The following is a 24,856-nucleotide window of genomic DNA, read 5'->3' on the forward strand; positions in this document are numbered from 1 at the left end:
AGAAAGATCATGAATAAAGGAAAAATCATACAGGTTATGGGTCCTGTTGTAGACGTTGTGTTTCAAGACGGGAACCTTCCTTTTATCAAAGACGCTTTGGAAGTTGAAAATAACGGAAAGAAATGTGTTATGGAAGTGGCGCAGCATCTCGGAAACAATGAAGTTCGCTGTCTGATGCTGGCTGCAAGCGAAGGGCTTCACAAAGACATGGAAGTAACTGCAACAGGAGCGGGGATTAAAGTTCCGGTCGGAGAGAAGACGCTGGGAAGATTGTTTAACGTACTTGGAGAGACGGTAGATGACGGCGAACAGATCACAGATGCAGATCAGTGGGTGATTCACAGAGATCCTCCGACATTTGAAGACCAAAGCCCGGTTGTTGAGATCCTGGAAACGGGAATCAAAGTAATCGATCTTCTTGCTCCTTATGCAAAAGGGGGAAAGATCGGACTGTTTGGCGGCGCCGGAGTAGGAAAAACGGTGCTTATTCAGGAGCTGATCCGAAACATAGCGACAGAGCATGGCGGATACTCCATATTCACAGGAGTAGGAGAGCGTTCCCGTGAAGGAAATGACTTGTGGACAGAGATGAAAGAATCGGGAGTTCTTGAAAAGACGGCGTTAGTGTTCGGTCAGATGAACGAGCCGCCGGGAGCGCGTATGCGCGTGGCGGAAACAGGGCTTACTATGGCAGAATATTTCCGCGATGAAGAACACAGAAATGTTTTGTTGTTTATTGATAATATTTTCCGTTTTACACAGGCGGGATCGGAAGTGTCTGCGCTTCTTGGAAGAATGCCGTCGGCGGTCGGATATCAGCCGACGCTTGCTACGGAAATGGGAGAACTTCAGGAGAGGATCGCGTCAACGAAAAACGGTTCGGTTACTTCCGTACAGGCGGTATACGTTCCTGCCGACGACTTGACAGACCCGGCTCCGGCAACGACGTTTGCTCATTTGGATGCGACGACGGTTCTCTCGAGAAAAGTGGTAGAGCAAGGTATCTATCCGGCAGTTGATCCTCTGGAGTCAAGTTCCCGTATTTTGGAAGCGGAGATCGTTGGGGAAGAGCATTACGAAGTGGCGAACAAAGTGATCGCGATTCTTCAGAAATATAAAGAACTGCAGGATATTATCGCAATCCTCGGTATGGAAGAGTTGTCGGATGAAGATAAAGCAACCGTTATGCGTGCGAGAAAAATCCAGAAGTTTTTGTCGCAGCCGTTCTTTGTGGCTGAGACGTTTACCGGAGTTCCGGGAAAATATGTGCCGCTGAAAGAGACGATCCGAGGATTTAAGATGATCATCGACGGAGAGATGGACGAGTATCCTGAGTCGGCATTTTTCAATGTAGGTTCAATCGACGATGTGATCGAGAAAGCAAAGGCGGCGGAGTAGGCAGAGGTGTATTATGGATACATTTGGATTGAGAATCATAGCAAGTGATAAAGTATTTTTCAATGGAAGATGTAAGAAACTGACGATTCCGGCGCCGGACGGAGAAAAAGGCGTACTGGCGCACCATGAAAATATGGTGATCGCCGTTGTTGTCGGTATTGCGCGCATGGAATCAACAGAAGGTGAAGTGACGGAAATCGCAGTCGGAACAGGTTTTGCGGAGATCGTGAATAACCGTGTGACACTGCTCGTCGATACGGCGGAACGCCCGGAAGATATTGACGTGCGTCATGCCAGAGAACAAAGGGAACATGCACAAGAGCGGATGCGGCAGAAACAAAGCATTCAGGAATATTACCACACGCAGGCATCTCTTGCTCGGGCGATGAACCGCCTGAAACTTGCACAGGGAGCGAAAGACCTGATCCACTATTAAGTGTGACAGATGCTTACGGTTGTCGAAAGGATACATCGATAGCATGTTTGTGAAAAGAAACAGATAAAAAGAGTCAGATCACGAGTGACTGGCTCTTTTTTTATCTTGCATTTTATATGGCTGTATACTAAAATAATAATGCTTATGCAAGTAAATTATTTGCATTAAAATGCACAGAAAAATGTCAGACAGAACAGTTTAAATAAATATATGGATTTACAGATCAAAGAAAATGAAACGGGCGGGGAATTATGAGTGAAGGTTACAAAATCCGGTCTCTTAGCGAGATCGTAAACGAAATATTAAGTACGGTTCGCAGCTATTATGATGCGGAGTATGCTTATTATATTGAAAAAGACAGAGGAGACATCGAGACGATCTACGAGTGGTGCGATGAGAATATCGAGTGGCAGCGTGATCGGATGAAACTTCTCCCGGAAGAGCGTCAGCCGAAATGGATGAAAACAGAGATTACCGATACGACGGCTCGGGATTATAGCGTGTTTCTTCCGATCAGTGAAGATGTGACTGCTGTTCTTGCGGTTGTCGGAGTCAGACGGGGAGGCTGCACCATCGACTTGATGCGCGCTATCGTTCAGTATATTCCGCAGGCAATCGCACTGCAGAAGATGCAGAAGCAGCAGGAATATCTGAGTTATCATGACGATCTTACCGGTCTTTTGAACAGAAACAGTCTTGTTCACTATTTTGATACTGTGGATGAGAAGAAATTAAAATCGATCGGCGCGCTTTCCGTCGATATCAACGGACTGAAAAATTTTAATAAAGAGTTCGGGAGAGATTACGGAGACGAAGTCGTAATTCGTGTCGGAGAAGTTCTGGAGGAGTATTTTCACAGTGGGGAAGCATATCGGCTGACGGGAGATGAGTATCTCGTGCTTGTAGAAAATACGTCTTATCAGGATTTTACAAAACAGGTTCATGCGGTGCATACAAAGCTTGACAATATCAGTCTCGGACTTGTTTCTATCGGCTATGCGTGGGAGAAGATCGATATCGAGGTAGACAAGCTTGTCAACAACGCGGAAGTGATGATGCGCGAGGAAAAAAGAAAATATTACAAAAATTTGCAAAAAGGACATCACGAACCGATCATAAAAGAAGATCTTTTACAAGATATTGAAAACGGGAATTTTATCGTATGTCTTGTTCCGAAGATCGATACGCTCACAGGCGAGGTCGGCGGAGCGGAAGCGGTTGTGCGCTATCATCACAAAGATCTCGGAATAGTAGATCCGGGAAGATATCTTAATATGCTGGAAGAAACAAAACTTTCCCATTACCTTGATCTTTATGTGTTTGAGGAAGTGTGCAAAACGCTTCATAAATGGGAAGTAAGAGATATTCCGATGATCCCGGTTTCGGTGAATTTTGCAGGGGCAACTCTTCGGCAGGAAGGACTTGCGGATAAAATGCTGCATCTCATAGAAAAACATCATGTCAGATGCGAGTATCTCGAAGTTGAAGTTTCGGAATCAAGCAGCGATATGAATCAGGAGATGCTGGCAGAGACGAGCAGTAAGATACGAAAAGGAAATGTAAGAGTGATCTTGGATCATTTCGGTGCAAAAGATTCAAGTTTTTCGATCTTGTCTCTTATGGAGTTCGACGGATTGAAACTGGATAAGAGCGTGATTTCAAATATTGTCGGAAACGGAAGGAGCCGGATCGTGGCGCAGGCTGTTATCGACATATGCAGACAGTTGGGAGCGTCTGTTCAGGCAGCGGGCGTGGAAACTCAGGATCAGTTTAATGTACTCAGGGAGATCGGCTGTGATTATGCACAGGGAACATTGTTTAATAAACCGATCACGATTGAAACGTTTGAAGTGAGATATTTAAGAGACAGATAAGGAAAAGTATGGTAAAGGGATGGGCGGCGGACATTACGCCGCTTTACGATAAAGAAATATATATAAAATATTTTGAACGGCTTCCCCGTTTTCGGAAAGAAAAGGCAATGGCGCAGGCAGATCCTTTAAAGAGAGTGCAGAGCGTGGCGGCATGGAGTCTGTGGGAGAAGTTGAGGAAGAAATACAGACTTCCGAAGGAAACAGTGTTTAACCTGTCACATTCAGGGGAGTTTGTCATGTGTGCCGTCTGTATGGGAGGGGATTTGGCAGAGGGAAAACGCATACAGGTCGGGTGTGATATTCAGCAGATCGGCAGGGCGCGGGAGCATTTGGCAAAACGGTATTTTTGCGGTTCGGAATATGAGGCAGTGATGTCGGGAAAGACACCGGAGGAGAGGGCGGATATATTTTACAGATACTGGGTGCTCAAAGAAAGTTTTTTGAAAGCGACAAGATTCGGTATGAAGCTTTCGCTTGACTCGTTTGAGATACGATTGGGAAATCCGCCGGTTTTGATACGGAAACCGGATCTGTTTCGGCAAGATTATTATTACCGGGAATATGAGCATCCGAATAAACTATATAAAATGGCGATCTGTTCTACAGAGAAAGAGATTGCCGCCGATATAGATATGGAGTTGAAATTATGAAAAAATTGACCGGAGAATTCCGGCTGAGACGAATGTTGGTCATCGGCATAGCGATCGGTCTTGTGGCGGGAGTTCTGTGTACAGGAGTTGCCGCGAAGTCGGTTTTGTCAAAAAATAAAGCGGAATTTGCCGCAGAAAAAGAAAAATTAAAAAAGAAAACAAATGAGCTGAAAGAAGAGATCATGAAGCATGAGGCGGCGAATAACAGCGCAGAGGCTTTAGGAAGCGACAAAGAAGGGTGGGCATTGGTTCTTGTCAACGACTCTCATCCTCTGGATGTTTCTTATGTGCCGGAATCTATGGTGGAGTTGGAAAGCGAACGGTTTGTCGATGCGCGTATCGAAGAACCTCTTCGGCAGATGCTTGACGATGGGGCAAAAGCGGGACTTAGTATGTATGTTGCTTCCGCTTACCGTTCTTCTGAGAAGCAGAAGGAAGTGTTTAATGCAACCATGCAGGACTGGATGGCAAACGGACGTACGCCTTTGGAAGCTTATGATGAGACGAAAAAGTCAGTGGCAGTTCCGGGAACGAGCGAACATGCGACCGGACTTGCAGTGGATATTATAGCGTCCGAGTATGAAGGTCTGGATGACCGGCAGGGAGAGACGGACGAACAAAAATGGCTGATGGAACATTGTTGGGAATATGGATTTATTTTAAGATATCCTCCGGAAAAGGTGGATATCACGGGAATCATTTATGAACCGTGGCATTATCGGTATGTAGGGAAAACGGCGGCGGAAGAGATCATGAAAAAGAATCTGACACTGGAAGAATATCTTCTTCAATAAAAAGCCTGACAGTACCGTGCAGAAGAATCGCATAAGTATAAGTATAAGCAACAGTCCAGTCCGCGCTGGTTCTAAAAACCGCATTGCGGAAAATCTCTTGACGCAGACTGGGAAAAAGAGATAGGATAAAGTATATGGGGAATACCGTAAAGGGTTGGTAAAGAGTATAAATATACATAAGGAGGAAAAAATGCAGGATTTAACATTTGGGGAACAAGTCAAGATCATTCTCGGAAGGAAAGGAATGACGATCAAGCAGCTTGCGGAATTGATCGAGGAAAAAACAGGGAAGAAAATGTCGAGACAGAACCTGACACAGCGTCTTGGCAGAGATAATTTTCAGGAACAGGATATGCGTATGATCGCGGAAATGCTTGAGTGTCCGTTTCATTTGAGTATCATGTCGGCAGAAGGGGCAGGGGAAGTAAGAAGCATTGCGGCGTTGGAGCGTGCGGCGGCAGCGAGAGTTGAAGCTGTAGAAGCCTCCGGTCATAAAGAGCTGACAGCAAAAGAGCAGGCAGAAGCGGAGTATGCAGAGCCGGAAGAAAAACTGATCGAAGAGACTGTGCCGGAGATGTTTGAGCATACAGAAGAGTTTGCACAAAACAAGGCAGAAGCAGAGTATATTGAACCGGAAGAACCTGTGGAAGCAGAGTATATTCAGACGGAAGAACCTGTGGAAGCAGAGTATATTCAGACGGAAGAACCTGTAGAGGCAGAGTATATCCAGCCGGAAGAACCTGTGGAAGCAGAGTATATCCAGCCGGAAGAATCTGTGGAGGCAGAATATATCCAGCCGGAAAAAGAAGCGGATATGAGTATGCCGGATACGGAAGGGTTAGAGACACCGGGAGAAGAGGTATCGAACGATCGCGATATGACGATCGGCGAATTATACGAAATTCATGAAGAGTTGAATGAACTTGAAAAGAACGTGCAGGCGGGCGAGTCGATAGAAGAGATTAAAAAGGAACTCGAAAAGCCGAAAAAAGAACGCAGGCTCGGAAGTTTTTTCAGAAGAAGAGATTCACAGTCAAAAGCGGAAAAAGAAGTTTCACCAAAAGAAAATGAAGTGCAGACGGATGCGGTCGGAGAAAGCGGTATCGGAGAAAATGTAAATCAAAACGATACGGATCATGCCGACAAAGCAGGAGCTGTAGTTCAAGATGAGTCTGTTTCGTCGGATGCAAAATGGACAGAAGATGCGGCAGAAGATGAAACGGCATTTGCAGAAAGCGGGAGCACGGAAGATTTTGAGCCGGTCATTACACATGATGATGCGGATGAGGATACTCAGGCAGGCGATGTGAATCCGTACACCGGAAAAGAATACCAGTCGAACAGCGTGCGGATGCATCCGACAAGGATCGGATACGTTCAGGTGTATGACCGTACGATCCATAAATGGACAGATATGACAGAGTGGGCATTTCTCGGACTTCAGGAACGTAAGAAAGCTTTACTCGGCAAGGCGTATGAACCGCCGATTTATCTCGATTGACGTTTCGTTTCAATTCGGCGGATAATTGAACAATAAGGAAAGTGATACAGCCCCGCAGAGTTTTCTGTGGGGTTGATTTGCAACGGCGATATGTCAAAGTTCGGGCTTGCCTGAGACTTGGCGGCCATTTACAACTTCGGAATGTGGATTTTGGCGCTTCCGCCTGTTTGCGGGAGGAAAGGAGACGATAACGTATGGAATGGAGCAGGCTGCTTTCGACAAAACGTGAGAGAGCAGGCGGGAATTTTGCAAAGGCGGGCGATCTAAGAAGTGAATTTGAAAAAGACTATCACCGCATAATCGGAAGTGCATCTTTTCGCCGGCTGCAGGATAAGACGCAGGTTTTCCCTCTTGATAAAAGCGATTTCGTAAGGACGAGGCTGACTCATTCTCTGGAAGTATCTTCGCTTGGGAAATCACTGGGGCAGACGATAGGAGAAAATATACTGGAGCATCGGAAAAACTCAGGATTTACGCCTCAGATGAAAGAGGATATTTCTCATATACTTGAGTGTGCGGGCTTGATCCATGACATCGGAAATCCTCCGTTCGGACATTTTGGAGAAATTGCGATCCGGGAATGGTTTGAAAGAAATCTTCCGAAACTTACGTTTTGCCAAAAGAATGTTTCCGAGATGTTTACCGCGCAGATGAAACAGGATTTTTTTCACTTTGAAGGAAATGCTCAGGCGCTTCGTCTTGTGACAAGACTGCACTATCTTGTCGATGAGCATGGTATGAATCTGACATATGCGCTCCTGAATACGATCATTAAATACCCCGGATCATCTTTGCAGATAGATGAGAACAGTGGAAATATAAAAGACCGGAAGATGGGATATTATTTTGCGGACGAGGAAATATTTCATAAAGTGACAAAAGAGACAGGGGCGGGAAGAAACCGGCATCCGCTGACATATATGTTGGAAGCGGCGGATGATCTTGCCTATAAGACGGCGGATATTGAAGATTCTTTTGTGAAAGGATTTATCCGATATGCGGATCTGGAGCGGGAACTAAAAGAGTTGGAAGAGAAGAAACGAAACGGTACGTTTCGACCCGCATACAGACTTCGGCAGCTTTACGAGAGGGGAATACAAAAGCGGGTGCATGATCCGGAATCTTACGCCGTGAAAAATTGGATTGTAAATGCACAGGGATTTTTGCTTAACTGTGCGACAGAAGGATTTATGGCGAATTACGATGCGATCATGTCGGGAAAGTTCGGTCAGGATCTGTTTTACGGAACAAACGGGGAAGAACTGATGGAACTGCTTGGAGACATGGCGGACAGATATGTTTTTTCATCAATGGCAATCTACAAGATGGAAGTATCTGAGTCGGCTGTTATAGATTATTTGATGGAGCGTCTTGTACAGGCGGCTTTGTATTTCGATACAAAAGAAAAGCAGGGAACGATTGACAGGAGAGTAATATCGTTTATATCGGATAATTATAAGAATGCATACCGAATCCAATCAGAAGGCAAAAGCGAAGCGGAGAAATTGTATCTCCGCCTGCTGCTTGTGACGGATTATGTGTGCGGTATGACAGATAGTTATGCAAAACGTCTCTATCAGGAAATGAACGGGATCATCTAGGCCGGAGTCCGACACAGCGAAACCAATGACCGAAATCAGCGTTTGCGTTTCGCTCGTCGTCAGTCAGCATATCAGAATCGGCGTAAGATCTGCAGAAGCGTGGGAAACCGAAAAGGTCTGCCGCGCGGGCTTCTCTTAAGTCATATATGCCGGGAACTCCGAGCCAGAGCCGTCCGTTTTGCTCGGTAAGGAGAAGATGCCCGTAACTGTGGTAACCGTGCAGAAGAAAACTGTTGTTTGAAAGAAACCAAAATTTCCGAGGAAGAACTGTCAGATCGGAAAGCGATAGTTTTCGCGGAAGAGAAAGACCGGTTTTTGAGATCTCATTTTGCCGCACTTCTCCCCGGATGGAGGAATTTGATTCGCTTTTCGCGCGAGGTTCTGGTTCATCCGGTGATTCGTCTTTCGTGGGAGGTTTTGTCTCATCCGGTGATTCGTCTTTCGTGGGAGGTTTTGTCTCATCCGGTGATTCGTCTTTCGCGGGAGGTTTTGTCTCATCCGGTGATTCGTCTTTCGCGCGAGGCTCCGCCTCATCCGGTGATTCGCTTTTTGTGAGAGGATTCGCCTTCTCCTGAGAGTTGTTCTGCGGGCTGTCCGGTCTGGTGGATAGGGAGGCGGGATATGAGTCGCTTTGAATCGTGGAGTCGGTATCCAGAAAATGAATTTGATCTGAATCTATGTTTTCAGGACAGTTCGGCGTAAGCCAAAGGGAGGATGACTCGGAACATTTCAGGAAAAACCCGTCGATCGATTCGAGACGGCGGCATTCGGGGAAGGAAGATTGCGGAGCGCAGAAACGTATGCTGTGTGTCATGGAGTCAATGGGAAAATGAGCGATCTGTTTTGCGCAGATTTGATTTTCCTTGAAAAAGAACGCATACATTTCCGCCTCGAAAACATTTTCAAGGCTGATGCTTCGGATGTGTGCCTGAAAAATACAGGATTGATAGCGGCGGTAGATTTTCAGAAATCCCGCATTGCGCTTTCGTACATTGTTTTCATATTCATATAGATAAAAAGTACCCGTGTCCATCTTTTACCTCGATTCTTGTCTTTTCAATCTAATCTATTCATGAAAGAAAAGAAAAAGAACGTATGGGAGGAAAGAAAGCGGAGGAACATACAGGAGGGATATAATGGAAGAAAATGAGAAGTTGAAGTTAGATGAAAAGTATATGCGGGCAGCCATTAAACAGGCGCAAAAAGCATATGCGATTAATGAAACACCGATCGGATGCGTTATTGTTTATGAAGGAAAGATCATAGGCAGAGGTTATAACAGAAGGAATACAGATAAAGACCCGTTGGCACATGCGGAGATTAAGGCAATCAAAAAGGCAAGCAAAAAAATGGGAGACTGGAGGCTGGAGCAATGTACAATGTATGTGACGTTAGAGCCATGTCAAATGTGCGCAGGAGCAATCATTCAGTCGAGGCTGACCCGCGTTGTTGTCGGATGCATGAATCCAAAAGCAGGATGTGCGGGATCGGTTTTGAATCTTTTGGATATAAAACAATTTAATCACCAGGCAGAATTGACAACCGGAGTGCTTGAGGAAGAGTGCAGTGCGCTTATGACCGGATTTTTCAGGGAACTGAGGGAAAAGAATCGCCGGAAGCGCTAAAGGCACATTCCGGGATTGTAAGCGGTCGCCAAGGTCTCCGGCAAGTCCGGACTTTAGCTCGCTGCCATTACAAAAAGAAAGCCCGTGCAGACGTTACAGCAGTATAGCTGTTTCGGCACGGACTTTTCATTGAGATCATATAAACTTTATAAATACTTTTTCGTGCATTGTGCTTCGAGCTAGGCTAACAGACGTTACTTAGGCAGTTAACTCAGTTCAGGCGCCCTTACGGCACCCGGAAGGTTCTGCTTAGTGCTGCTCCGTTCCCGACCTGACACGATTCACAGATTCCCGTCGCGTAAGACCCAAACATCAACGCCACTTACCTAAGGCAGCTCTGCCGGCTGTCGCCCTCTGCACAATATCACCCCTGCTATAGCGGATTGCAGGTACAAGGTACCGCTAACACCCCGGCTGCACGAGTCTTAATTTTACATGGTTTTAAGAGAAATGTCAATGAATAGAGCGCAAAATCACAGTAAAATGTAACAGTTCTTTGCGGCGGATTATTTTTAGTGTTATTATAGAGTATAAATTTTGTTGGAAAAAGAGATAGGAGAAATTATGAAGGTACTATTAGCGGCAGTAAATGCAAAATATATTCATTCAAATCTTGCCGTCCACAGCTTAAAAGCATATGCGCGAACTTATACGGAAGAAATCGAAGTTGCGGAATATACGATCAATCAGACGTTTGATGCGATCTTGCAGGATATATATAGGAGAAAACCGGACCTATTGGGAATTTCCTGCTATTTGTGGAATATTGAATATGTAGGACAGCTTTTGAGAGAACTGCCGAAGATTCTTCCGGATACAAAAATCTGGCTTGGAGGTCCTGAGGTATCTTACGATGCGAAGGCTGTGCTGGAACAGTATCCGAAAGTAGAAGGCGTGATGTGCGGAGAAGGGGAAGAGACGTTTGCGGAACTGCTCCGTGTTTATCATGAAGAAAAAGGGGCGCTTTGTTCCGGAGTAAAAAGAGATGAACTCTTTTCTGATATTCCGGGAATTGCTTATAGAAATAAGGACAAAGCTGTAATCCAAAATGATTTTCGTCCTGTTATTGATTTGAGCACGATTCCGTTTGTCTATGATCATATTGAAGATTTTGAGAACAGGATCATCTATTATGAATCGAGCAGAGGATGTCCTTTTTCATGCAGTTACTGCCTTTCCTCTATCGACAAATGTTTACGTTTCCGGGAGATAGAGCTCGTAAAAAAAGAACTTCAGTTTTTTATCGACAAGAAAGTACCTCAGGTGAAATTTGTGGATCGGACGTTTAATTGCCGGCATGATCATGCGATGGCGATCTGGACTTATATTCATGAGCATGATAACGGAATCACAAATTTTCATTTTGAAGTTTCCGCGGATTTATTGAATGAAAAAGAGATCGCGTTGATCAATCGTATGCGTCCGGGTCTGATCCAGCTTGAGATCGGTGTTCAATCGGCAAATGAGATTACGATCCGGGAAATCAACAGAACGATGAAAATCGATGTTTTGTCAACGATTGTTGACAAAATTAAAAAAAGGAAACAATGTGCATCAGCATCTCGATCTTATCGCAGGATTGCCGTATGAAGGATATGAAAGCTTCGGAAAATCATTTGACCGTGTATATAAAATGAATCCGGAGCAGCTTCAGCTTGGTTTTCTGAAAGTTTTAAAAGGATCTGTTATGCATGACAGGGCGCAGGAATACGGGATTGTGTATCAGGATCGTGCGCCGTATGAAGTCCTTTCTACAAAATGGCTTACTTATGCGGAGGTCATCCGGTTAAAGCAGATAGAAGAGATGGTTGAAGTGTATTATAACAGCGGGCAGTTTTGCTGTACGATGGCGGCATTAGAGCAAGAATTTGCATCTCCGTTTTGTATGTATGAATGTCTGGCGGCATATTATGATGAAAAAAATGCATTTGCCGTAAGTCATTCACGGATCGGAAGGTATGAGATCTTATATGATTTTATCGTGAAAACGTGTAAAGAAAGATCGGAACAATATATGGAAATGTTGACATTGGATATGTATTTGAGGGATAATGTGAAAAAACGTCCGGAATTTCTTAGAGAAAGCGGAGTTTCATCGGATGAAGCGGCGGCATTTTATAAAAAAGAAGAGAAAGAGCGGACCTATTTGAAAGCATATGAAGGATACGACAGACGTCAGATGAGAAAAATGACTCATTTGGAACGAATTGACGGGAAAACAGTGTTGTTTGATTATAAAAACCGAGATCCGCTCACAGGAAACGCGGCGATTTATTATCTGTCAGAGTAAAGGACAGGCAGACATACTGAAAGCGGCGGAGCTGTCAATTTTTAAAATAACAATGGAAGGAAAAGCAAAGAAATATGAAGATCGGAAAGATCTCACCGACTATATGGAACCGGTCGGTGAAAAAGAAAGTTCATATGGATCAGACGGACGGAAGTTTTTCGTGGGCAGACGTATGTGTTTGCGGCGGCCATGCCGGGATAGGGTATTATGCGGTTTTGGGCGCGGCGGGAGAACTGGCAGCCCGCAAAATACAGGCAGAAGGGATATCGGTAAGAATTCTTTTTCCGGAAGAGACAGAGGAAGAGTTTCTTGCGGATGTTTGCGGGGAAATCCAAAAAGGCTGCGAGTGCATTAAAGCAAAGCTGACGTCTTTGTCGGCAGAGGGAACGGCGGCGGTGCAAACTCCGATCGTGTACGCATGTGCAGGCGGAACGAAAGTACAAGATCCGGGGATGCATGCATTAGAAGAGACTGCAGATAAAAAAACGGGAAACAGACAGAAGTTTGTTAAAAATCGAGAATTGCTCTTATGCGGATATGCAGGTCTGGAAGGTTCTCTTCGCATTTTAGAAGCGGCGGAGGAAGAATTATCGCAAAGATTTATTAACACATTTTTGATGCAGGCAAAAAAGCTTCGTGATCAGCTCATAACGCCGGAGCAGATTTTAGAGGCGGCAAAAGGAAGAGATATTTCGGTTTGGCAGATCGGAAGCGGAGGCATCTTGGCGGCCTTATGGGAAATGGCAGAGGAAGAAAAGATCGGTTTTGAAATTGCAATGGGATCGATCTCGCTGAAGCAGGAGACTGTAGAAATCTGCGAATATTATCGTCTGAATCCGTATCAGCTGACTTCTGCCGGAAGTTATCTGATCTTGACCGATGAAGCGGATCAGGTGATTGAAGTGCTGGAAAAGGCGGGGGCGCGAGCCGTCAGGCTTGGGGTTGCCAAAGCGCAGAATGCGCGGGTGATCACAAGCAAAGAAGAGATAAGATATCTGGACAGACCTGCGCCGGATGAACTGGCGAGATGGCAGAAGGATTATAAAAAGTGTGAAAAATAATAAAAATACATACAGATGAAAAGTTTTATCCATGATAAAATATTATTTTACAACAAGTAAAACGGAAATGATATATAAAGGTATAGGAGGCAGAAAATGAACGAGAAAAAAGAAGCGTTGAGAATGGAGATTTTGAAGTATATCGAAAAGCACAGCCGGGTAGAGCTTGGAGAACTGGCAGTGTTAGTCGGTGTGGAAGAAACAGATGTGGCAAATGAGATCGCAGATATGGAGAAAGAGAAGATCATCTGCGGATATCATACGCTGATCGACTGGGATAAAGCCGGCGTAGAGATGGTGACGGCGCTGATCGAAGTGCGTGTGACGCCGCAAAGAGACAGCGGATTCGATCGGATCGCGGAACGGTTATATAACTATCCGGAAGTATATGCGGTTTATCTTATTTCCGGAAGTTATGACCTGCTTGTAACTTTGGAAGGCAAGACGCTGAAAGAAGTATCGAGATTCGTATCTGAACGTCTGTCTACGATTGACGGCGTTTTGAGCACGGCAACTTATTTTATATTGAAAAAATATAAAGACCACGGAACGATCATGGGCGTGAAAAAAGGGTCGGAAAGGATACCGGTGACACTGTAATGAGAAATCCATTATCAAGAAAAATCGTTGAGATACAACCGTCCGGCATCCGTAAATTTTTTGATGTGGCGAACGAGATGGAAGACGCAATTTCCCTCGGAGTAGGAGAACCGGACTTTGATACGCCATGGCGCATAAGAGAAGAAGGAATGTTTTCCCTTGAAAAAGGAAGGACGTTTTATACTTCTAATGCCGGATTAAAAGAACTGAGAAAAGAGATCTGTAATTATCTTGAGAGAAAGATCCATGTAAAATACGATGCAGTACATGAAACACTTGTCACTGTAGGCGGAAGCGAGGCAATAGATGTCGGACTTCGCTGTATGCTCGACCCCGGAGATGAAGTGCTCATTCCGCAGCCGAGTTATGTGTCTTATCTGCCGTGTACGGTTATGGCAGACGGAGTTCCGGTGATCATTCCTCTTCAGGAAAAAAATGAATTTAAACTGACGGCAGAAGAACTTGAAAAATATACGACGCCTAAGACAAAGGTTCTCGTTCTTCCGTTTCCGAACAATCCGACAGGAGCGATCATGACGCGGGAAGATTTAGAACCGATCGCAAAATTTGTCGAAGAGCATGATCTGTATGTCATGTCTGACGAGATTTATTCGGAACTTACATATAAAGAAGAACATGTATCGATTGCGAGCCTTCCGGGAATGAGAGAGAGGACGCTTGTTATTAACGGATTTTCAAAAGGGTTTGCAATGACAGGCTGGAGACTCGGATATTGCTGCGGACCGGAAGTTATCATATCTCAGATGACGAAGCTTCATCAGTTTGCAATCATGTGTGCGCCTACAAACAGCCAGTATGCGGCTGTGCAAGGACTTAGAAACTGTGGGGATGAAGTAGAAGAAATGAGGAAATCCTATAATCAGAGACGGCGCTTCCTCATGCATGAGTTTAAAAAGATGGGACTGGAATGCTTTGAACCGTTCGGAGCGTTTTATGTTTTCCCGAGTATTAAACAATTTGGAATGACTTCAGAAGAATTTGCAACCAGGCTGTTAAATGAAGAGAAAGTCGCAGTTGTTCCGGGAACGGCGTTCGGCGAATGCGGCGAAGGATTTTTGAGAATATCCTACGCATATTCGTTGGAAGATCTAAAAGAAGCAATCGGCCGGCTGGAAAGATTTATCGGGCGATTGAGAAATGAGAGAAAATAATTATGCTGAATATTGTACTTTATGAGCCGGAGATTCCGGCCAATACCGGAAATATCGGAAGAACATGTGTGGCAACAGGGACGCGTCTTCATCTGATCGAGCCTCTTGGATTCAAATTATCCGAAAAGGCATTGAAACGCGCGGGGATGGATTACTGGAATGATCTGGATGTCACGACTTATATTGATTATGCGGATTTCCTTGAGAAAAATCCGGGTGCCAAAATCTATATGGCAACTACAAAAGCGAAAAAAGTATATACCGAAGCGGCGTATGAACCGGATTGTTACATTATGTTCGGAAAAGAGAGCGCAGGTATACCGGAGGAGATTCTTGTAGATCATGAAGATACTTGCGTGCGCATTCCGATGATGGGACAGATCAGATCTTTGAATCTTGGAAATTCTGTGGCGGTTGTTCTCTATGAAGCTCTGCGTCAAAACGGATTTGCGAAAATGGAGTTGGAAGGAGAGCTTCATGAATTAGAATGGCATGGGAATACCTGAACGAAATAAGTTGTGAAAATATGTGCAAAATGACGAAATAATGTAAAAAAATTCGGGAAAAGTGTAGTTCACTATTGAAGACTTTCGGTATATAATAGTGTCAATGTGCTAAGAAACTGCTAAGAAACGTTTGCGGTTACATCGGTTCGGATAAGGTGCGGGAGGGCGTTTTACATTCGTTTAACGTTGAATCTGTACACTGTGTTACGTCTGTTCAGATAGGGCACAGGAGGAGGGAATCGTTTCCCGAAAAGGGAACGTCCCGTATGAAGCGGGAAAGTATGGTAAAACTAAAAAGATAGAAAAGAAAGCGGAAGGTGGTGTTGCGGAAATGGTAGAAGAAACGATCAAATCTATCCGGGAAACAGAAAATAAGGCAGATCAGATCGTAAAAGAAGCGGAACAGGAAAGCAAGAGAATCCTCAAGACCGCGAAAGAAGAAGCAAAACAGGCTGCCGACAAGCTGATTGACGAAGCAAAGTCAGACGCTTTGAAAACAGCAAATCAGGCAAAGAAAGACGGAGAAGTTATGCTGGCACAGGCGGCGGAAGAAACGCGCAGAGAAGCAGAACAGATGAAAAAGGCGGCTCTTGAACGAAAGAAAGAGGCGGCTGCTCTTGTGTTGGAAAGATTGACATAACAGAAATAAGACTGTAAAGGAGGGATAGACAGATGGCGGTACTTAAGATGCAGAGAATCAGCATCTGCGCCTTAAAGAAAGACCGAAAAGCAATCCTCGAAAAATTACAGAGCCTCGGTGTTGTGGAGATCAATCATGTAATCGAAGAAGATGAAGATTTTAAGAAGATGGACACTGCAGGGCAAAAGGCAGGTTTCGAGAAAGCGTCGACTCTGGCAGAACAGGCGATCGATATTCTTGATAAATATGTTCCTGAGAAGAAGTCGATGTTTGCATCTTTAGAAGGAAAGGCATTGATTGAGCGGGAAGAAGAAGAGCGGATTCGCAATGAGCGAAGAGATCTTCTGAAAACGGCAAAACAGATCGGAAGGCTGGATAAAGAGCGCTCTGAACAGATGGCGGAGATTACGAAACTGAACAACAGTATCGAGAGTCTCAATCCGTGGATCAGCCTGGACGTTCCGCTGACACCGGCAGAGACAGACCGGACGGCAGTATTTTTCGGAACGATGCCGGGAGGTACTGACGCGGAGACGGTATATGGGATTTTGGCAGAGAAAGCGCCGGATATAACCGGAGCAGATGTAAACATTGTTTCATCAGAACCGGGCATGGTATATCTAGCAGTCGTCTGCATGAAAGAAGATGTGCAGGCAGCGGAAGATGCGCTTAGAAGCGCCGGGTTTGCAAGACCTTCCCAGATGTGGGGAGACGTTCCGAAGTTTCAAAAAGAAGAGCTGGAAAGTGAGATCGCAGACTGCAGAGCGCGGATTGAACAGATCGAGAATGAGGTGAAAGACCTTTCGGATCAGAGAGAAAAATTAAAAATATTAGCGGATTACTACAGAGTACGCGCGGACAAATACGCAGTGCTCGGTCAGATCCCGCAGTCGGAGAGAACGTTTGTCATAAGCGGATACATTCCTCAGTGTGAGGCGGCGCATCTTTCCGGTTATCTGACAGAAAAATATGACTGTATGGTAGATGTTGAGGAACTGCAGGAAAACGAAGAAGCTCCGGTTATTTTAAAGAACAATCCGTTTTCGGCAAGTGTGGAGGGCGTTGTAGAGTCTTACGGACTTCCTCACAAAGGGGAGCTTGATCCAACGACGATCATGTCGTTTTTCTATGTATTCTTTTTCGGAATGATGCTTTCGGATGCGGCGTATGGAGCGATTGTGGCAATCGTCTGCGCTGTGCTTGTGAAGAAATTCCCGAGAATGTCTCAGGGAATGAAAAAATCGATGAAATTATTCTTCTATTGTGGATTATCCACTCTTGTGTGGGGAATTTTATTCGGAGGATATTTCGGAAATATCGTAGATGTTGTTTCGGAGAAGTTTTTCGGAACGACGATCACCGTTCCGGCGCTTTGGTTTGTGCCGTTGAACGACCCGATGAAACTGCTTGTGTTCTCACTGTTATTCGGTGTCATCCACCTGTTTGTGGGACTGGGGATCAAAGGATATCTCTGTCTGAAAGACGGAAAAGTGATGGACTTCTTCTGTGACGTTGTTCTTTGGTTTATGCTTTTGATCGGTCTTATATTGATGCTTTTGCCGAGCGATATTTTTGCATCTATCGCACAGATGAATATTGTATTTCCGGCATGGCTCAATACAGGAGCGAAGGCATTGGCGATAGCAGGAGCGGTGGGAATCGTGCTTATGTCGGGAAGAGAGAAGAAAAACCCGGCGCTTCGTCTGGCGCTTGGCGCATATGATCTTTACAATGTGAGCGGCTGGCTCAGCGACGTGTTGTCTTACTCTCGTCTGCTGGCGCTCGGACTTGCAACCGGAGTAATCGCATCGGTTATTAACCAGATGGGAAGCATGCTTCCGAATAATGTGATCGGCGTGATCGCATTTGTCGTAATTTTTATCGCAGGTCATACGCTCAATCTGGCGATCAATCTTTTGGGTGCGTATGTACACACAAACCGTTTGCAGTTTGTGGAGTTTTTCGGGAAATTTTACGAAGGCGGCGGAGAGCCGTTTAATCCTTTTAAAGAAAATACAAAATATGCAGATGTTAAGGAGGAAACTTTATCATGAATATTGCGGAAAATTTAGGAATTGTTTATGCACTGCTCGGAGCGGCAGTTGCGGTATTGTTTGCCGGAGCAGGATCGGCGATCGGAGTAGGTATTGCAGGACAGGCAGCGGCAGGCGTTGTGACAGAAGATCCGAGTAAGTTTGCAAAAGTGCTTATTATCCAGCTCCTTCCGGGTACACAGGGTCTGTATGGACTGCTTGTAGGATTTATCACACTTTCAAAGATCGGTATTCTCGGAGGCGGAGCATTGGATGTTTCCGTATCTTCAGGTCTTTTGATATTGGCAGCGTGTCTTCCGATCGGTATCGTAGGACTTCTTTCAGGAATTGCACAGGGAAAAACGGCGGCATCGTCTATCGGAATCGTCGCAAAGAAACCGGAGCAGTTCGGTAAAGCTATGTTGTTCCCGGCTATGGTTGAGACATACGCTATTCTGGCGCTGCTGATCTCATTCCTTGCCGTAAACGGAATTCAGATTTAAGGAAAAGACGTCTGGTTTGGAATTGATGAAAAGGAGACAGCGATAAATGAGCGGATTAGATAAAATGAAATCCCGGATTTTCGAGGAGGCAGAGCAGTCTGCGGCAGAACTTCTCGATCAGGCAAAAAAAGATGCGGAAAAGATCGTGAAAGATGCGGTTGAAAAAGCCGGGGCGGATGCAGAACATATCCGTGTAAAAGCTGCGGCTGACGCGAAAGAATATGCAAAACGGGCGGAATCGTCGGCTGATATGAACAGAAAACAGGCTCTTTTGGCGGCAAAACAGGATGTGATCCGCAGTGTGCTTGAGGATGCGTACAGTCAGGTGATGAACATGGATGACGCGGCATATTTTGAAATGCTTGGAAAAATGCTTGATAAATATATGCTTGCCCAGGATGGAGCAATTTGCTTCTCTAAAAGAGATCTCGACAGGATGCCGAAGTCATTTGCAGAGAAAATCGATGCATCGGCAAAGGCAAAAGGCGGAAAACTTGTGATTTCCGAAGAGGCGAGAAAGATTGACGGAGGATTTATCCTTGTATATGGCGGCATCGAAGAAAATTGTACGATAAAAGCAGTTTTTGATGCGAAAAGAGAAGAACTGGCAGATGTAGTGAAGAGACAGCTCTTTTCGTAAACAGTGATCTGCAATGAGCATAACAATCCGCATTTTTAATGCGGCGGATTGTTACAGCATAAGGAGGTTTAGAATTGGGGAATACAAAATATACTTACGCAGTCGCACGTATACGTGCGCTGGAAGTCGCCCTGTTCTCTGATGCAGTCATCGAGCAGCTTTTGTCCTGTAAAACGGCGGCGGAAGCGCTGCAGTTTGTTGTCGAGAAAGGCTGGGGTGATATGGCGGATCAGGATGATCCTGATGTCGTCCTGCGGCGTGAAGAAGAGAAAACATGGGAAGTGATCAAAGAGGTCGCTCCTGATGCGAGCGTATTTAATGTTCTCTCTTATCCGAAGTTGTATCATAATCTGAAAGCTGCGATCAAAGAGGTTTGTACGGAAGCGCGTAATCCGAATATTTTTTATGATGACTGCCCGATACCGGGAGAAGAGATGCTTCGGATCGTGGAGAACAGAGAGTTTTCGCGTTTGCCGTCTCATATGGGAAATGTTGCGCAGGAAGCTCTTGAAACGCTTCTTCATACAAGAGACGGTCAGTTGTGCGATATTATGATTGATAAGGCGGCGCTTGAAGCTATTCGCAAAGCGGGAAAAGAATCCGGTGAACCGATCATTGAAAATTATGCAGATACAATGGTTGCTATTGCGGATATCAAGATTGCCGTGCGTTCCCGGAAAACGGGAAAAAGCGCTGATTTCATGCGAAGCGCTATGGCGGAGTGTGATGGGGTGAATGTTGAACAGCTCATCCGCGCGGCTCTTGCCGGAGAAGATGAGATCGCACAGTATCTGGAGGGAACAGCGTATGCAAAAGGCGCACAGGCGCTTCGAGAGTCAGCCTCCGCGTTTGAACGGTGGTGCGACAACCGTATGATCGAGATGTTGAAGCCGCAGAAGTACGAGGCGTTTTCGGTAGGACCTCTGCTTGGATATTTGATCGCAAGAGAGACGGAGATCAAGACCGTACGGATTATACTGACAGGAAAACAGAACGGTTTTTCGGACGAGGCGATCAGGGAAAGGATAAGGGAGATGTATGTATAAGATAGCAGTCATCGGCGATTACGACAGCATTTACGGATTCGCCACATTAGGTCTTAGCATCTGCCCTGTAAAGACCCGGGAAGATGCCAGAAAAAAATTAAAACAGCTTGCAGACGGTCAGTACGGGATTATATATATTACCGAAGCCGTGGCTGCACAGATCGAAGAAGAGATAGAGCAGTACCGTGAAAATACGCTTCCGGCAATTATTCAGATACCGGGCGTGTCAGGCAATACGGGAGCGGGAGTAAACGGTGTAAAGAAGACCGTGGAACAGGCGGTCGGTTCGGATATTCTGTTTGGAGGAGTAAGCTAATGAGCACAGGAGTGATTAAGAAAGTCGCAGGACCACTTGTTATTGCAGAGGGAATGCGCGATGCAAATATGTTTGACGTAGTCCGCGTGTCGAATCAGCGTCTGATCGGAGAGATTATCGAGATGCACGGAGATGAAGCTTCGATTCAGGTATATGAAGAGACTTCGGGACTTGGACCGGGAGAGCCGGTAGAGTCAATGGAAGTGCCGATGTCCGTAGAACTCGGACCGGGACTGATTACAAGTATATATGACGGAATACAAAGACCGTTGGACGATATTATGAAAGTATCGGGAAACAGCTTAAAGCGCGGCGTGGAAGTTCCGTCTTTGAAACGAAACCTGAAATGGGAATTTGTTCCGACTGCAAAAGTCGGAGATGAAGTCGAGACGGGAGACGTGATCGGAACAGTGCAGGAGACGGTTCTCGTGCAGCAGAAGATCATGGTTCCTTATGGAGTAAAGGGAACAATTAAAGAAATCAAGGCAGGAGAGTTTACAGTAGAAGAAGTTGTGGCTGTCGTTGAGACGGAAAACGGAGACAGAGAACTGACATTGATGCAGAAATGGCCGGTTCGCCGTGGACGTCCGTATAAAAAGAAACTTCCGCCAAAGATGCCGCTTGTAACAGGACAGCGAGTGATCGATACGTTTTTCCCGATTGCAAAAGGCGGTGTGGCAGCAGTGCCGGGACCGTTCGGAAGCGGTAAGACAGTGATCCAGCATCAGCTTGCAAAATGGGCGGAAGCAGATATCGTTGTGTATATCGGATGCGGAGAGCGTGGAAATGAGATGACAGACGTTTTGAACGAGTTTCCGGAATTGAAAGACCCGAAGACAGGTCAGGCGCTGATGCAAAGAACAGTTCTGATCGCCAATACGTCTGATATGCCGGTTGCTGCCCGTGAAGCGTCGATTTATACGGGAATTACGATCGCGGAGTATTTCCGTGACATGGGTTATTCTGTAGCGCTGATGGCAGATTCTACATCTCGTTGGGCAGAGGCGCTTCGAGAGATGTCGGGACGTCTTGAAGAGATGCCGGGCGAGGAAGGATATCCGGCTTATCTGGGAAGCCGTCTGGCACAGTTTTATGAGCGTGCAGGACATGTGATCTCTCTCGGAAAAGACGGAAGGGAAGGAGCGCTTTCCGTAATCGGCGCAGTATCGCCTCCGGGTGGCGATACGTCCGAGCCGGTATCGCAGGCAACGCTTCGTATCGTAAAAGTATTCTGGGGTCTTGACTCAGCTCTTGCGTATAAGAGACACTTCCCGGCGATCAACTGGCTGAACAGTTATTCTCTGTATCTTGACGATATGGAAAAATGGTTTAACGGAAATGTGGCGGAAGACTGGATGGAAGGACGTCAGAAAATGATGACACTTCTCCAGGAAGAGGCAGAGCTGGAAGAAATTGTAAAAATGGTCGGAATGGATGCACTTTCTCCGACAGACCGCCTGAAAATGGAAGCAGCCAGATCGATTCGAGAGGACTTCCTTCATCAGAACTCATTCCATGAAGTAGATACGTATACCTCTCTGAAGAAACAGCACATGATGATGAGATTAGTAAATGCATTTTATGAAAGATCTGTTGCCGCGCTTGGCGAAGGAGCGTCTCTCCGGAAACTGATCTCTATGCCGGTTCGTGAGCAGATCGGACGTTTTAAATATGTGAAAGAAGATGCATTAGATGCGGAATTTGTGAAAGTAGACGAGGAATTAAGCGCTCAGATTGCAAATGCATTTGTAAAGGAGGACCGCTAAATGCCGAAAGAGTATAGAACCATACAGGAAGTAGCCGGACCGCTGATGCTTGTGCGCGGCGTAGAAGGCGTGACTTATGATGAGCTCGGAGAAATCGAGCTTGCAAGCGGAGAAACAAGAAGATGTAAAGTGTTGGAAGTCAACGGAAGCGACGTGCTCGTCCAGTTGTTCGAGAGCGCGACGGGAATCAACCTTTCCAACAGTAAAGTCCGTTTTCTTGGAAGAAGCATGGAGCTTGGCGTGTCGGAAGATATGCTTGGAAGAGTATTTGACGGTCTCGGAAGACCGATTGACGATGGCCCGGAAATTTTGCCGGATGCCCGTATGGATATTAACGGACTGCCGATGAATCCGGCGGCCAGATGCTATCCGGAAGAGTTTATCCAGACAGGAGTTTCCGCTATTGACGGACTGAATACACTTGTCCGCGGTCAGAAACTGCCGATCTTCTCGGCGTCAGGGCTGCCTCACGCGCAGCTTGCGGCTCAGATCGCAAGACAGGCTAAGGTGCTTGGAACAGATGAAAACTTTGCCGTAGTGTTTGCCGCTATGGGTATTACGTTTGAAGAGTCGAACTTCTTCGTGGAAAGTTTCCGCGAGACAGGAGCGCTTGACAGAACAGTTTTGTTTATTAACCTTGCAAATGATCCGGCGATCGAACGTATCGCAACTCCGAAGATGGCGCTTACAGCAGCAGAGTATCTTGCCTTTGAAAAAGAGATGCATGTACTCGTTATTCTGACAGACATTACAAATTATGCGGATGCTCTCCGTGAAGTGTCGGCTGCTCGTAAGGAAGTTCCGGGACGCCGCGGATATCCGGGATATATGTATACAGATTTGGCTTCTATTTATGAAAGAGCAGGAAGACAAAACGGTAAGAACGGAAGTATTACGATGATCCCGATTCTGACGATGCCGGAAGATGATAAAACACACCCGATTCCTGACTTGACAGGGTATATTACGGAAGGTCAGATCATCTTGAGCCGTGATCTTTACAGAAAAGGAGTCACGCCTCCGATCGATGTTCTTCCGTCCCTTTCCCGTCTGAAAGACAAAGGAATCGGAGAAGGCAAAACAAGAGCCGATCACTCGAATACGATGAACCAGCTTTTCTCAGCTTATGCACGAGGAAAAGATGCAAAAGAGCTGATGGTCATTCTGGGTGAAGCAGCGTTGACAGAGATCGACTTGATGTACGCCAAATTTGCGGACGCTTTTGAAGCGGAATATGTATCGCAGGGATATAACGCAGACAGAAGTATTGAAGAAACTCTTGATATCGGATGGAAATTGCTTAGAATGCTGCCGAGAACCGAATTGAAACGTATTGATGATAAATATTTAGATCAGTATTACGCAGAGTAAGAGAATGTATCATAGTTGCCGCAAGGCAATCTGCGATACTTACAAATCAGCCGCAGAGATACAGCGCGCAAAAGAAAGTGGAGAAATATCTTCAAAAAACTGAGAGGAAGCATGCTGCGATCATCTGCGGCAGCAGGAAAAGGAGGTAGAATTTTGGCGGCAAAACAAGTGAATCCGACCAGAATGGAGCTGACGCGGCTTAAAAAGAAGCGGATCACGGCGATTCGTGGTCATAAGCTTTTGAAAGATAAACGTGACGAGCTGATGCGTCAGTACCTTGATCTCGTGCGGGAAAACATGGAAGTTCGTAAAAAAGTAGAAGCGGGAATCCGCTCTGCAAATAAAAACTTCGTAATCGCAAAAGCAGGCATGTCAGAGGCGGCTCTGAATACGGCGCTTATGGCTCCGAAGCAGGAAGTGAATCTGGAAGCCGGAGAAAAAAACGTCATGAGCGTGGATATTCCGACATTTCAGTATAAAACAAGAACGGCGGATGAAAATGATATTTATTCTTATGGTTTTGCTTTTACGTCAGGAGACTTGGACGGAGCAGTAAAATCGCTTGCAGATGTTCTTCCGGATATGATCCGTCTTGCTGAATGTGAGAAAGCCTGCCAGCTTATGGCGGCGGAGATCGAGAAGACGAGACGCCGTGTCAATGCACTTGAGCATGTGATCATTCCGGAGACGGAACAAAGTATAAAATATATTACGATGAAGCTGGATGAGAATGAAAGAAGTACACAGATTCGCTTAATGAAAGTGAAAGATATGATGTTGGAAGAAACTCATCATTACAGCGAAAAATAGGATGATAAAAAGAGAGACCAAATGCGAGGCGCAATCGGTTTCTCTTTTTGCATTTCGTAAAGTAAGGCATTGTTTTTAAATGACATGTATGCTATAGTAACTCTACTTACAGAAATTCTTTCTGTGGAAGATACCGGCAGCTTCGCCGGTCTGAGGAATTCCCTCGAAATTACCCGATACAATACAACAACAGTTTTTGCGTGGATAGTCTTGTAGAACAGTT

The 24,856-nt window shown here is 45.6% G+C and carries 22 protein-coding genes, 1 other RNA gene and 1 pseudogene; 22 read left to right on the top strand and 2 right to left on the bottom strand.

The features are described 5' to 3' along the window. Positions 1-9: 9 nt before the first annotated feature. From atpD to RUMTOR_RS12430, 7 genes are all read left to right on the top strand, one after another. Positions 10-1,398 carry a F0F1 ATP synthase subunit beta gene (atpD, locus tag RUMTOR_RS12400; protein ID WP_004848500.1) on the top strand — a complete coding sequence of 463 codons (1,389 nt, stop codon included), beginning with the start codon at positions 10-12 and terminating at the stop codon, positions 1,396-1,398. Positions 1,399-1,411: 13 nt separating this feature from the next. Continuing rightward, positions 1,412-1,834, top strand: coding sequence for an ATP synthase F1 subunit epsilon (gene atpC, locus RUMTOR_RS12405; protein WP_004848501.1), 423 nt, complete (start codon positions 1,412-1,414; stop codon positions 1,832-1,834). Between the two features lie 251 nt (positions 1,835-2,085). Continuing rightward, on the top strand, positions 2,086-3,708 hold the full coding sequence (locus tag RUMTOR_RS12410) for a bifunctional diguanylate cyclase/phosphodiesterase (RefSeq protein WP_004848504.1): 1,623 nt from the start codon (positions 2,086-2,088) through the stop codon (positions 3,706-3,708). An 8-nt stretch (positions 3,709-3,716) separates the two neighbouring features. Further along, on the top strand, positions 3,717-4,358 hold the full coding sequence (locus tag RUMTOR_RS12415) for a 4'-phosphopantetheinyl transferase family protein (RefSeq protein ID WP_004848506.1): 642 nt from the start codon (positions 3,717-3,719) through the stop codon (positions 4,356-4,358). Next, positions 4,355-5,152 carry a D-Ala-D-Ala carboxypeptidase VanY gene (locus RUMTOR_RS12420; RefSeq protein ID WP_004848508.1) on the top strand — a complete coding sequence of 266 codons (798 nt, stop codon included), beginning with the start codon at positions 4,355-4,357 and terminating at the stop codon, positions 5,150-5,152. The genes RUMTOR_RS12415 and RUMTOR_RS12420 overlap by 4 nt, the downstream gene beginning before the upstream one ends. A gap of 190 nt (positions 5,153-5,342) precedes the next feature. Further along, positions 5,343-6,653 (top strand): hypothetical protein, encoded by a 1,311-nt coding sequence (locus tag RUMTOR_RS12425; protein WP_009243684.1) that lies wholly within the window; start codon positions 5,343-5,345, stop codon positions 6,651-6,653. Between the two features lie 194 nt (positions 6,654-6,847). After that, positions 6,848-8,254, top strand: coding sequence for a deoxyguanosinetriphosphate triphosphohydrolase (locus RUMTOR_RS12430; protein WP_004848514.1), 1,407 nt, complete (start codon positions 6,848-6,850; stop codon positions 8,252-8,254). Here RUMTOR_RS12430 and RUMTOR_RS12435 read toward each other — a convergent pair. Continuing rightward, a complete protein-coding gene (locus tag RUMTOR_RS12435; protein ID WP_004848519.1) occupies positions 8,247-9,287 on the bottom strand; it encodes a DUF6128 domain-containing protein in 1,041 nt (346 codons plus the stop codon). The genes RUMTOR_RS12430 and RUMTOR_RS12435 overlap by 8 nt on opposite strands. Positions 9,288-9,390: 103 nt before the next feature. Between RUMTOR_RS12435 and tadA the strand changes: the two genes are divergently transcribed. Continuing rightward, complete coding sequence (tadA, locus tag RUMTOR_RS12440; RefSeq protein WP_004848523.1) at positions 9,391-9,879, top strand: tRNA adenosine(34) deaminase TadA; 489 nt, start codon at positions 9,391-9,393, stop codon at positions 9,877-9,879. Positions 9,880-10,039: 160 nt separating this feature from the next. Here the strand turns inward: tadA and ffs are convergent. Further along, positions 10,040-10,301: signal recognition particle sRNA large type (gene ffs / locus RUMTOR_RS12855), an RNA gene on the bottom strand. Between the two features lie 142 nt (positions 10,302-10,443). Here ffs and RUMTOR_RS13965 point away from each other — a divergent pair. The 14 genes and pseudogenes from RUMTOR_RS13965 (at position 10,444) to RUMTOR_RS12510 (ending at position 24,633) form a co-directional block, all read left to right on the top strand. Beyond that, positions 10,444-12,169, top strand: a pseudogene (locus RUMTOR_RS13965) (B12-binding domain-containing radical SAM protein). Between the two features lie 74 nt (positions 12,170-12,243). Then, the gene (locus RUMTOR_RS12450) at positions 12,244-13,230 is read left to right on the top strand and encodes an AIR synthase-related protein (RefSeq protein ID WP_004848529.1); all 987 of its coding nucleotides are present in this window, start codon (positions 12,244-12,246) and stop codon (positions 13,228-13,230) included. 96 nt (positions 13,231-13,326) lie between these two features. Then, positions 13,327-13,830, top strand: a complete 504-nt coding sequence (locus RUMTOR_RS12455) for an Lrp/AsnC family transcriptional regulator (RefSeq protein ID WP_004848531.1) — start codon at positions 13,327-13,329, stop codon at positions 13,828-13,830. Further along, on the top strand, positions 13,830-15,002 hold the full coding sequence (locus RUMTOR_RS12460) for an aminotransferase class I/II-fold pyridoxal phosphate-dependent enzyme (protein ID WP_004848534.1): 1,173 nt from the start codon (positions 13,830-13,832) through the stop codon (positions 15,000-15,002). The genes RUMTOR_RS12455 and RUMTOR_RS12460 overlap by 1 nt, the downstream gene beginning before the upstream one ends. A 2-nt stretch (positions 15,003-15,004) precedes the next feature. Then, the gene (locus RUMTOR_RS12465) at positions 15,005-15,508 is read left to right on the top strand and encodes a tRNA (cytidine(34)-2'-O)-methyltransferase (RefSeq protein WP_004848535.1); all 504 of its coding nucleotides are present in this window, start codon (positions 15,005-15,007) and stop codon (positions 15,506-15,508) included. Positions 15,509-15,839: 331 nt separating this feature from the next. Next, complete coding sequence (locus RUMTOR_RS12470) at positions 15,840-16,148, top strand: hypothetical protein (RefSeq protein WP_004848537.1); 309 nt, start codon at positions 15,840-15,842, stop codon at positions 16,146-16,148. Positions 16,149-16,180: 32 nt separating this feature from the next. After that, positions 16,181-18,202, top strand: coding sequence for a V-type ATP synthase subunit I (locus RUMTOR_RS12475; protein WP_004848544.1), 2,022 nt, complete (start codon positions 16,181-16,183; stop codon positions 18,200-18,202). Beyond that, the gene (locus RUMTOR_RS12480; RefSeq protein ID WP_004848546.1) at positions 18,199-18,684 is read left to right on the top strand and encodes a V-type ATP synthase subunit K; all 486 of its coding nucleotides are present in this window, start codon (positions 18,199-18,201) and stop codon (positions 18,682-18,684) included. The genes RUMTOR_RS12475 and RUMTOR_RS12480 overlap by 4 nt, the downstream gene beginning before the upstream one ends. 46 nt (positions 18,685-18,730) lie before the next feature. Next, positions 18,731-19,324, top strand: coding sequence for a V-type ATP synthase subunit E (locus RUMTOR_RS12485; RefSeq protein ID WP_004848548.1), 594 nt, complete (start codon positions 18,731-18,733; stop codon positions 19,322-19,324). Positions 19,325-19,398: 74 nt separating this feature from the next. Continuing rightward, positions 19,399-20,370 carry a V0D/AC39 family V-type ATPase subunit gene (locus RUMTOR_RS12490; protein ID WP_009243682.1) on the top strand — a complete coding sequence of 324 codons (972 nt, stop codon included), beginning with the start codon at positions 19,399-19,401 and terminating at the stop codon, positions 20,368-20,370. Then, positions 20,363-20,686, top strand: a complete 324-nt coding sequence (locus tag RUMTOR_RS12495; RefSeq protein WP_004848552.1) for a V-type ATP synthase subunit F — start codon at positions 20,363-20,365, stop codon at positions 20,684-20,686. Before RUMTOR_RS12490 ends, RUMTOR_RS12495 begins: the two co-directional genes overlap by 8 nt. Next, positions 20,686-22,452 carry a V-type ATP synthase subunit A gene (locus tag RUMTOR_RS12500; protein WP_004848555.1) on the top strand — a complete coding sequence of 589 codons (1,767 nt, stop codon included), beginning with the start codon at positions 20,686-20,688 and terminating at the stop codon, positions 22,450-22,452. The genes RUMTOR_RS12495 and RUMTOR_RS12500 overlap by 1 nt, the downstream gene beginning before the upstream one ends. Beyond that, positions 22,453-23,823 (top strand): V-type ATP synthase subunit B, encoded by a 1,371-nt coding sequence (locus RUMTOR_RS12505; RefSeq protein ID WP_004848556.1) that lies wholly within the window; start codon positions 22,453-22,455, stop codon positions 23,821-23,823. Between the two features lie 153 nt (positions 23,824-23,976). Beyond that, positions 23,977-24,633 carry a V-type ATP synthase subunit D gene (locus RUMTOR_RS12510; protein WP_009321516.1) on the top strand — a complete coding sequence of 219 codons (657 nt, stop codon included), beginning with the start codon at positions 23,977-23,979 and terminating at the stop codon, positions 24,631-24,633. Positions 24,634-24,856 lie beyond the last annotated feature (223 nt).

The organism is [Ruminococcus] torques ATCC 27756 (assembly GCF_000153925.1).
GTDB lineage: Bacteria > Bacillota > Clostridia > Lachnospirales > Lachnospiraceae > Mediterraneibacter > Mediterraneibacter torques.

Excerpts from the sequence above, each read along its gene's own strand:
- atpD (WP_004848500.1), top strand. The coding sequence starts at position 10 with ATGAATAAAGGAAAAATCATACAGGTTATGGGTCCTGTTGTAGACGTT.
- atpC (WP_004848501.1), top strand. The coding sequence starts at position 1,412 with ATGGATACATTTGGATTGAGAATCATAGCAAGTGATAAAGTATTTTTC.
- RUMTOR_RS12410 (WP_004848504.1), top strand. The coding sequence starts at position 2,086 with ATGAGTGAAGGTTACAAAATCCGGTCTCTTAGCGAGATCGTAAACGAA.
- RUMTOR_RS12415 (WP_004848506.1), top strand. The coding sequence starts at position 3,717 with ATGGTAAAGGGATGGGCGGCGGACATTACGCCGCTTTACGATAAAGAA.
- RUMTOR_RS12420 (WP_004848508.1), top strand. The coding sequence starts at position 4,355 with ATGAAAAAATTGACCGGAGAATTCCGGCTGAGACGAATGTTGGTCATC.
- RUMTOR_RS12425 (WP_009243684.1), top strand. The coding sequence starts at position 5,343 with ATGCAGGATTTAACATTTGGGGAACAAGTCAAGATCATTCTCGGAAGG.
- RUMTOR_RS12430 (WP_004848514.1), top strand. The coding sequence starts at position 6,848 with ATGGAATGGAGCAGGCTGCTTTCGACAAAACGTGAGAGAGCAGGCGGG.
- RUMTOR_RS12435 (WP_004848519.1), bottom strand. The coding sequence starts at position 9,287 with ATGGACACGGGTACTTTTTATCTATATGAATATGAAAACAATGTACGA.
- tadA (WP_004848523.1), top strand. The coding sequence starts at position 9,391 with ATGGAAGAAAATGAGAAGTTGAAGTTAGATGAAAAGTATATGCGGGCA.
- RUMTOR_RS12450 (WP_004848529.1), top strand. The coding sequence starts at position 12,244 with ATGAAGATCGGAAAGATCTCACCGACTATATGGAACCGGTCGGTGAAA.
- RUMTOR_RS12455 (WP_004848531.1), top strand. The coding sequence starts at position 13,327 with ATGAACGAGAAAAAAGAAGCGTTGAGAATGGAGATTTTGAAGTATATC.
- RUMTOR_RS12460 (WP_004848534.1), top strand. The coding sequence starts at position 13,830 with ATGAGAAATCCATTATCAAGAAAAATCGTTGAGATACAACCGTCCGGC.
- RUMTOR_RS12465 (WP_004848535.1), top strand. The coding sequence starts at position 15,005 with ATGCTGAATATTGTACTTTATGAGCCGGAGATTCCGGCCAATACCGGA.
- RUMTOR_RS12470 (WP_004848537.1), top strand. The coding sequence starts at position 15,840 with ATGGTAGAAGAAACGATCAAATCTATCCGGGAAACAGAAAATAAGGCA.
- RUMTOR_RS12475 (WP_004848544.1), top strand. The coding sequence starts at position 16,181 with ATGGCGGTACTTAAGATGCAGAGAATCAGCATCTGCGCCTTAAAGAAA.
- RUMTOR_RS12480 (WP_004848546.1), top strand. The coding sequence starts at position 18,199 with ATGAATATTGCGGAAAATTTAGGAATTGTTTATGCACTGCTCGGAGCG.
- RUMTOR_RS12485 (WP_004848548.1), top strand. The coding sequence starts at position 18,731 with ATGAGCGGATTAGATAAAATGAAATCCCGGATTTTCGAGGAGGCAGAG.
- RUMTOR_RS12495 (WP_004848552.1), top strand. The coding sequence starts at position 20,363 with ATGTATAAGATAGCAGTCATCGGCGATTACGACAGCATTTACGGATTC.
- RUMTOR_RS12500 (WP_004848555.1), top strand. The coding sequence starts at position 20,686 with ATGAGCACAGGAGTGATTAAGAAAGTCGCAGGACCACTTGTTATTGCA.
- RUMTOR_RS12505 (WP_004848556.1), top strand. The coding sequence starts at position 22,453 with ATGCCGAAAGAGTATAGAACCATACAGGAAGTAGCCGGACCGCTGATG.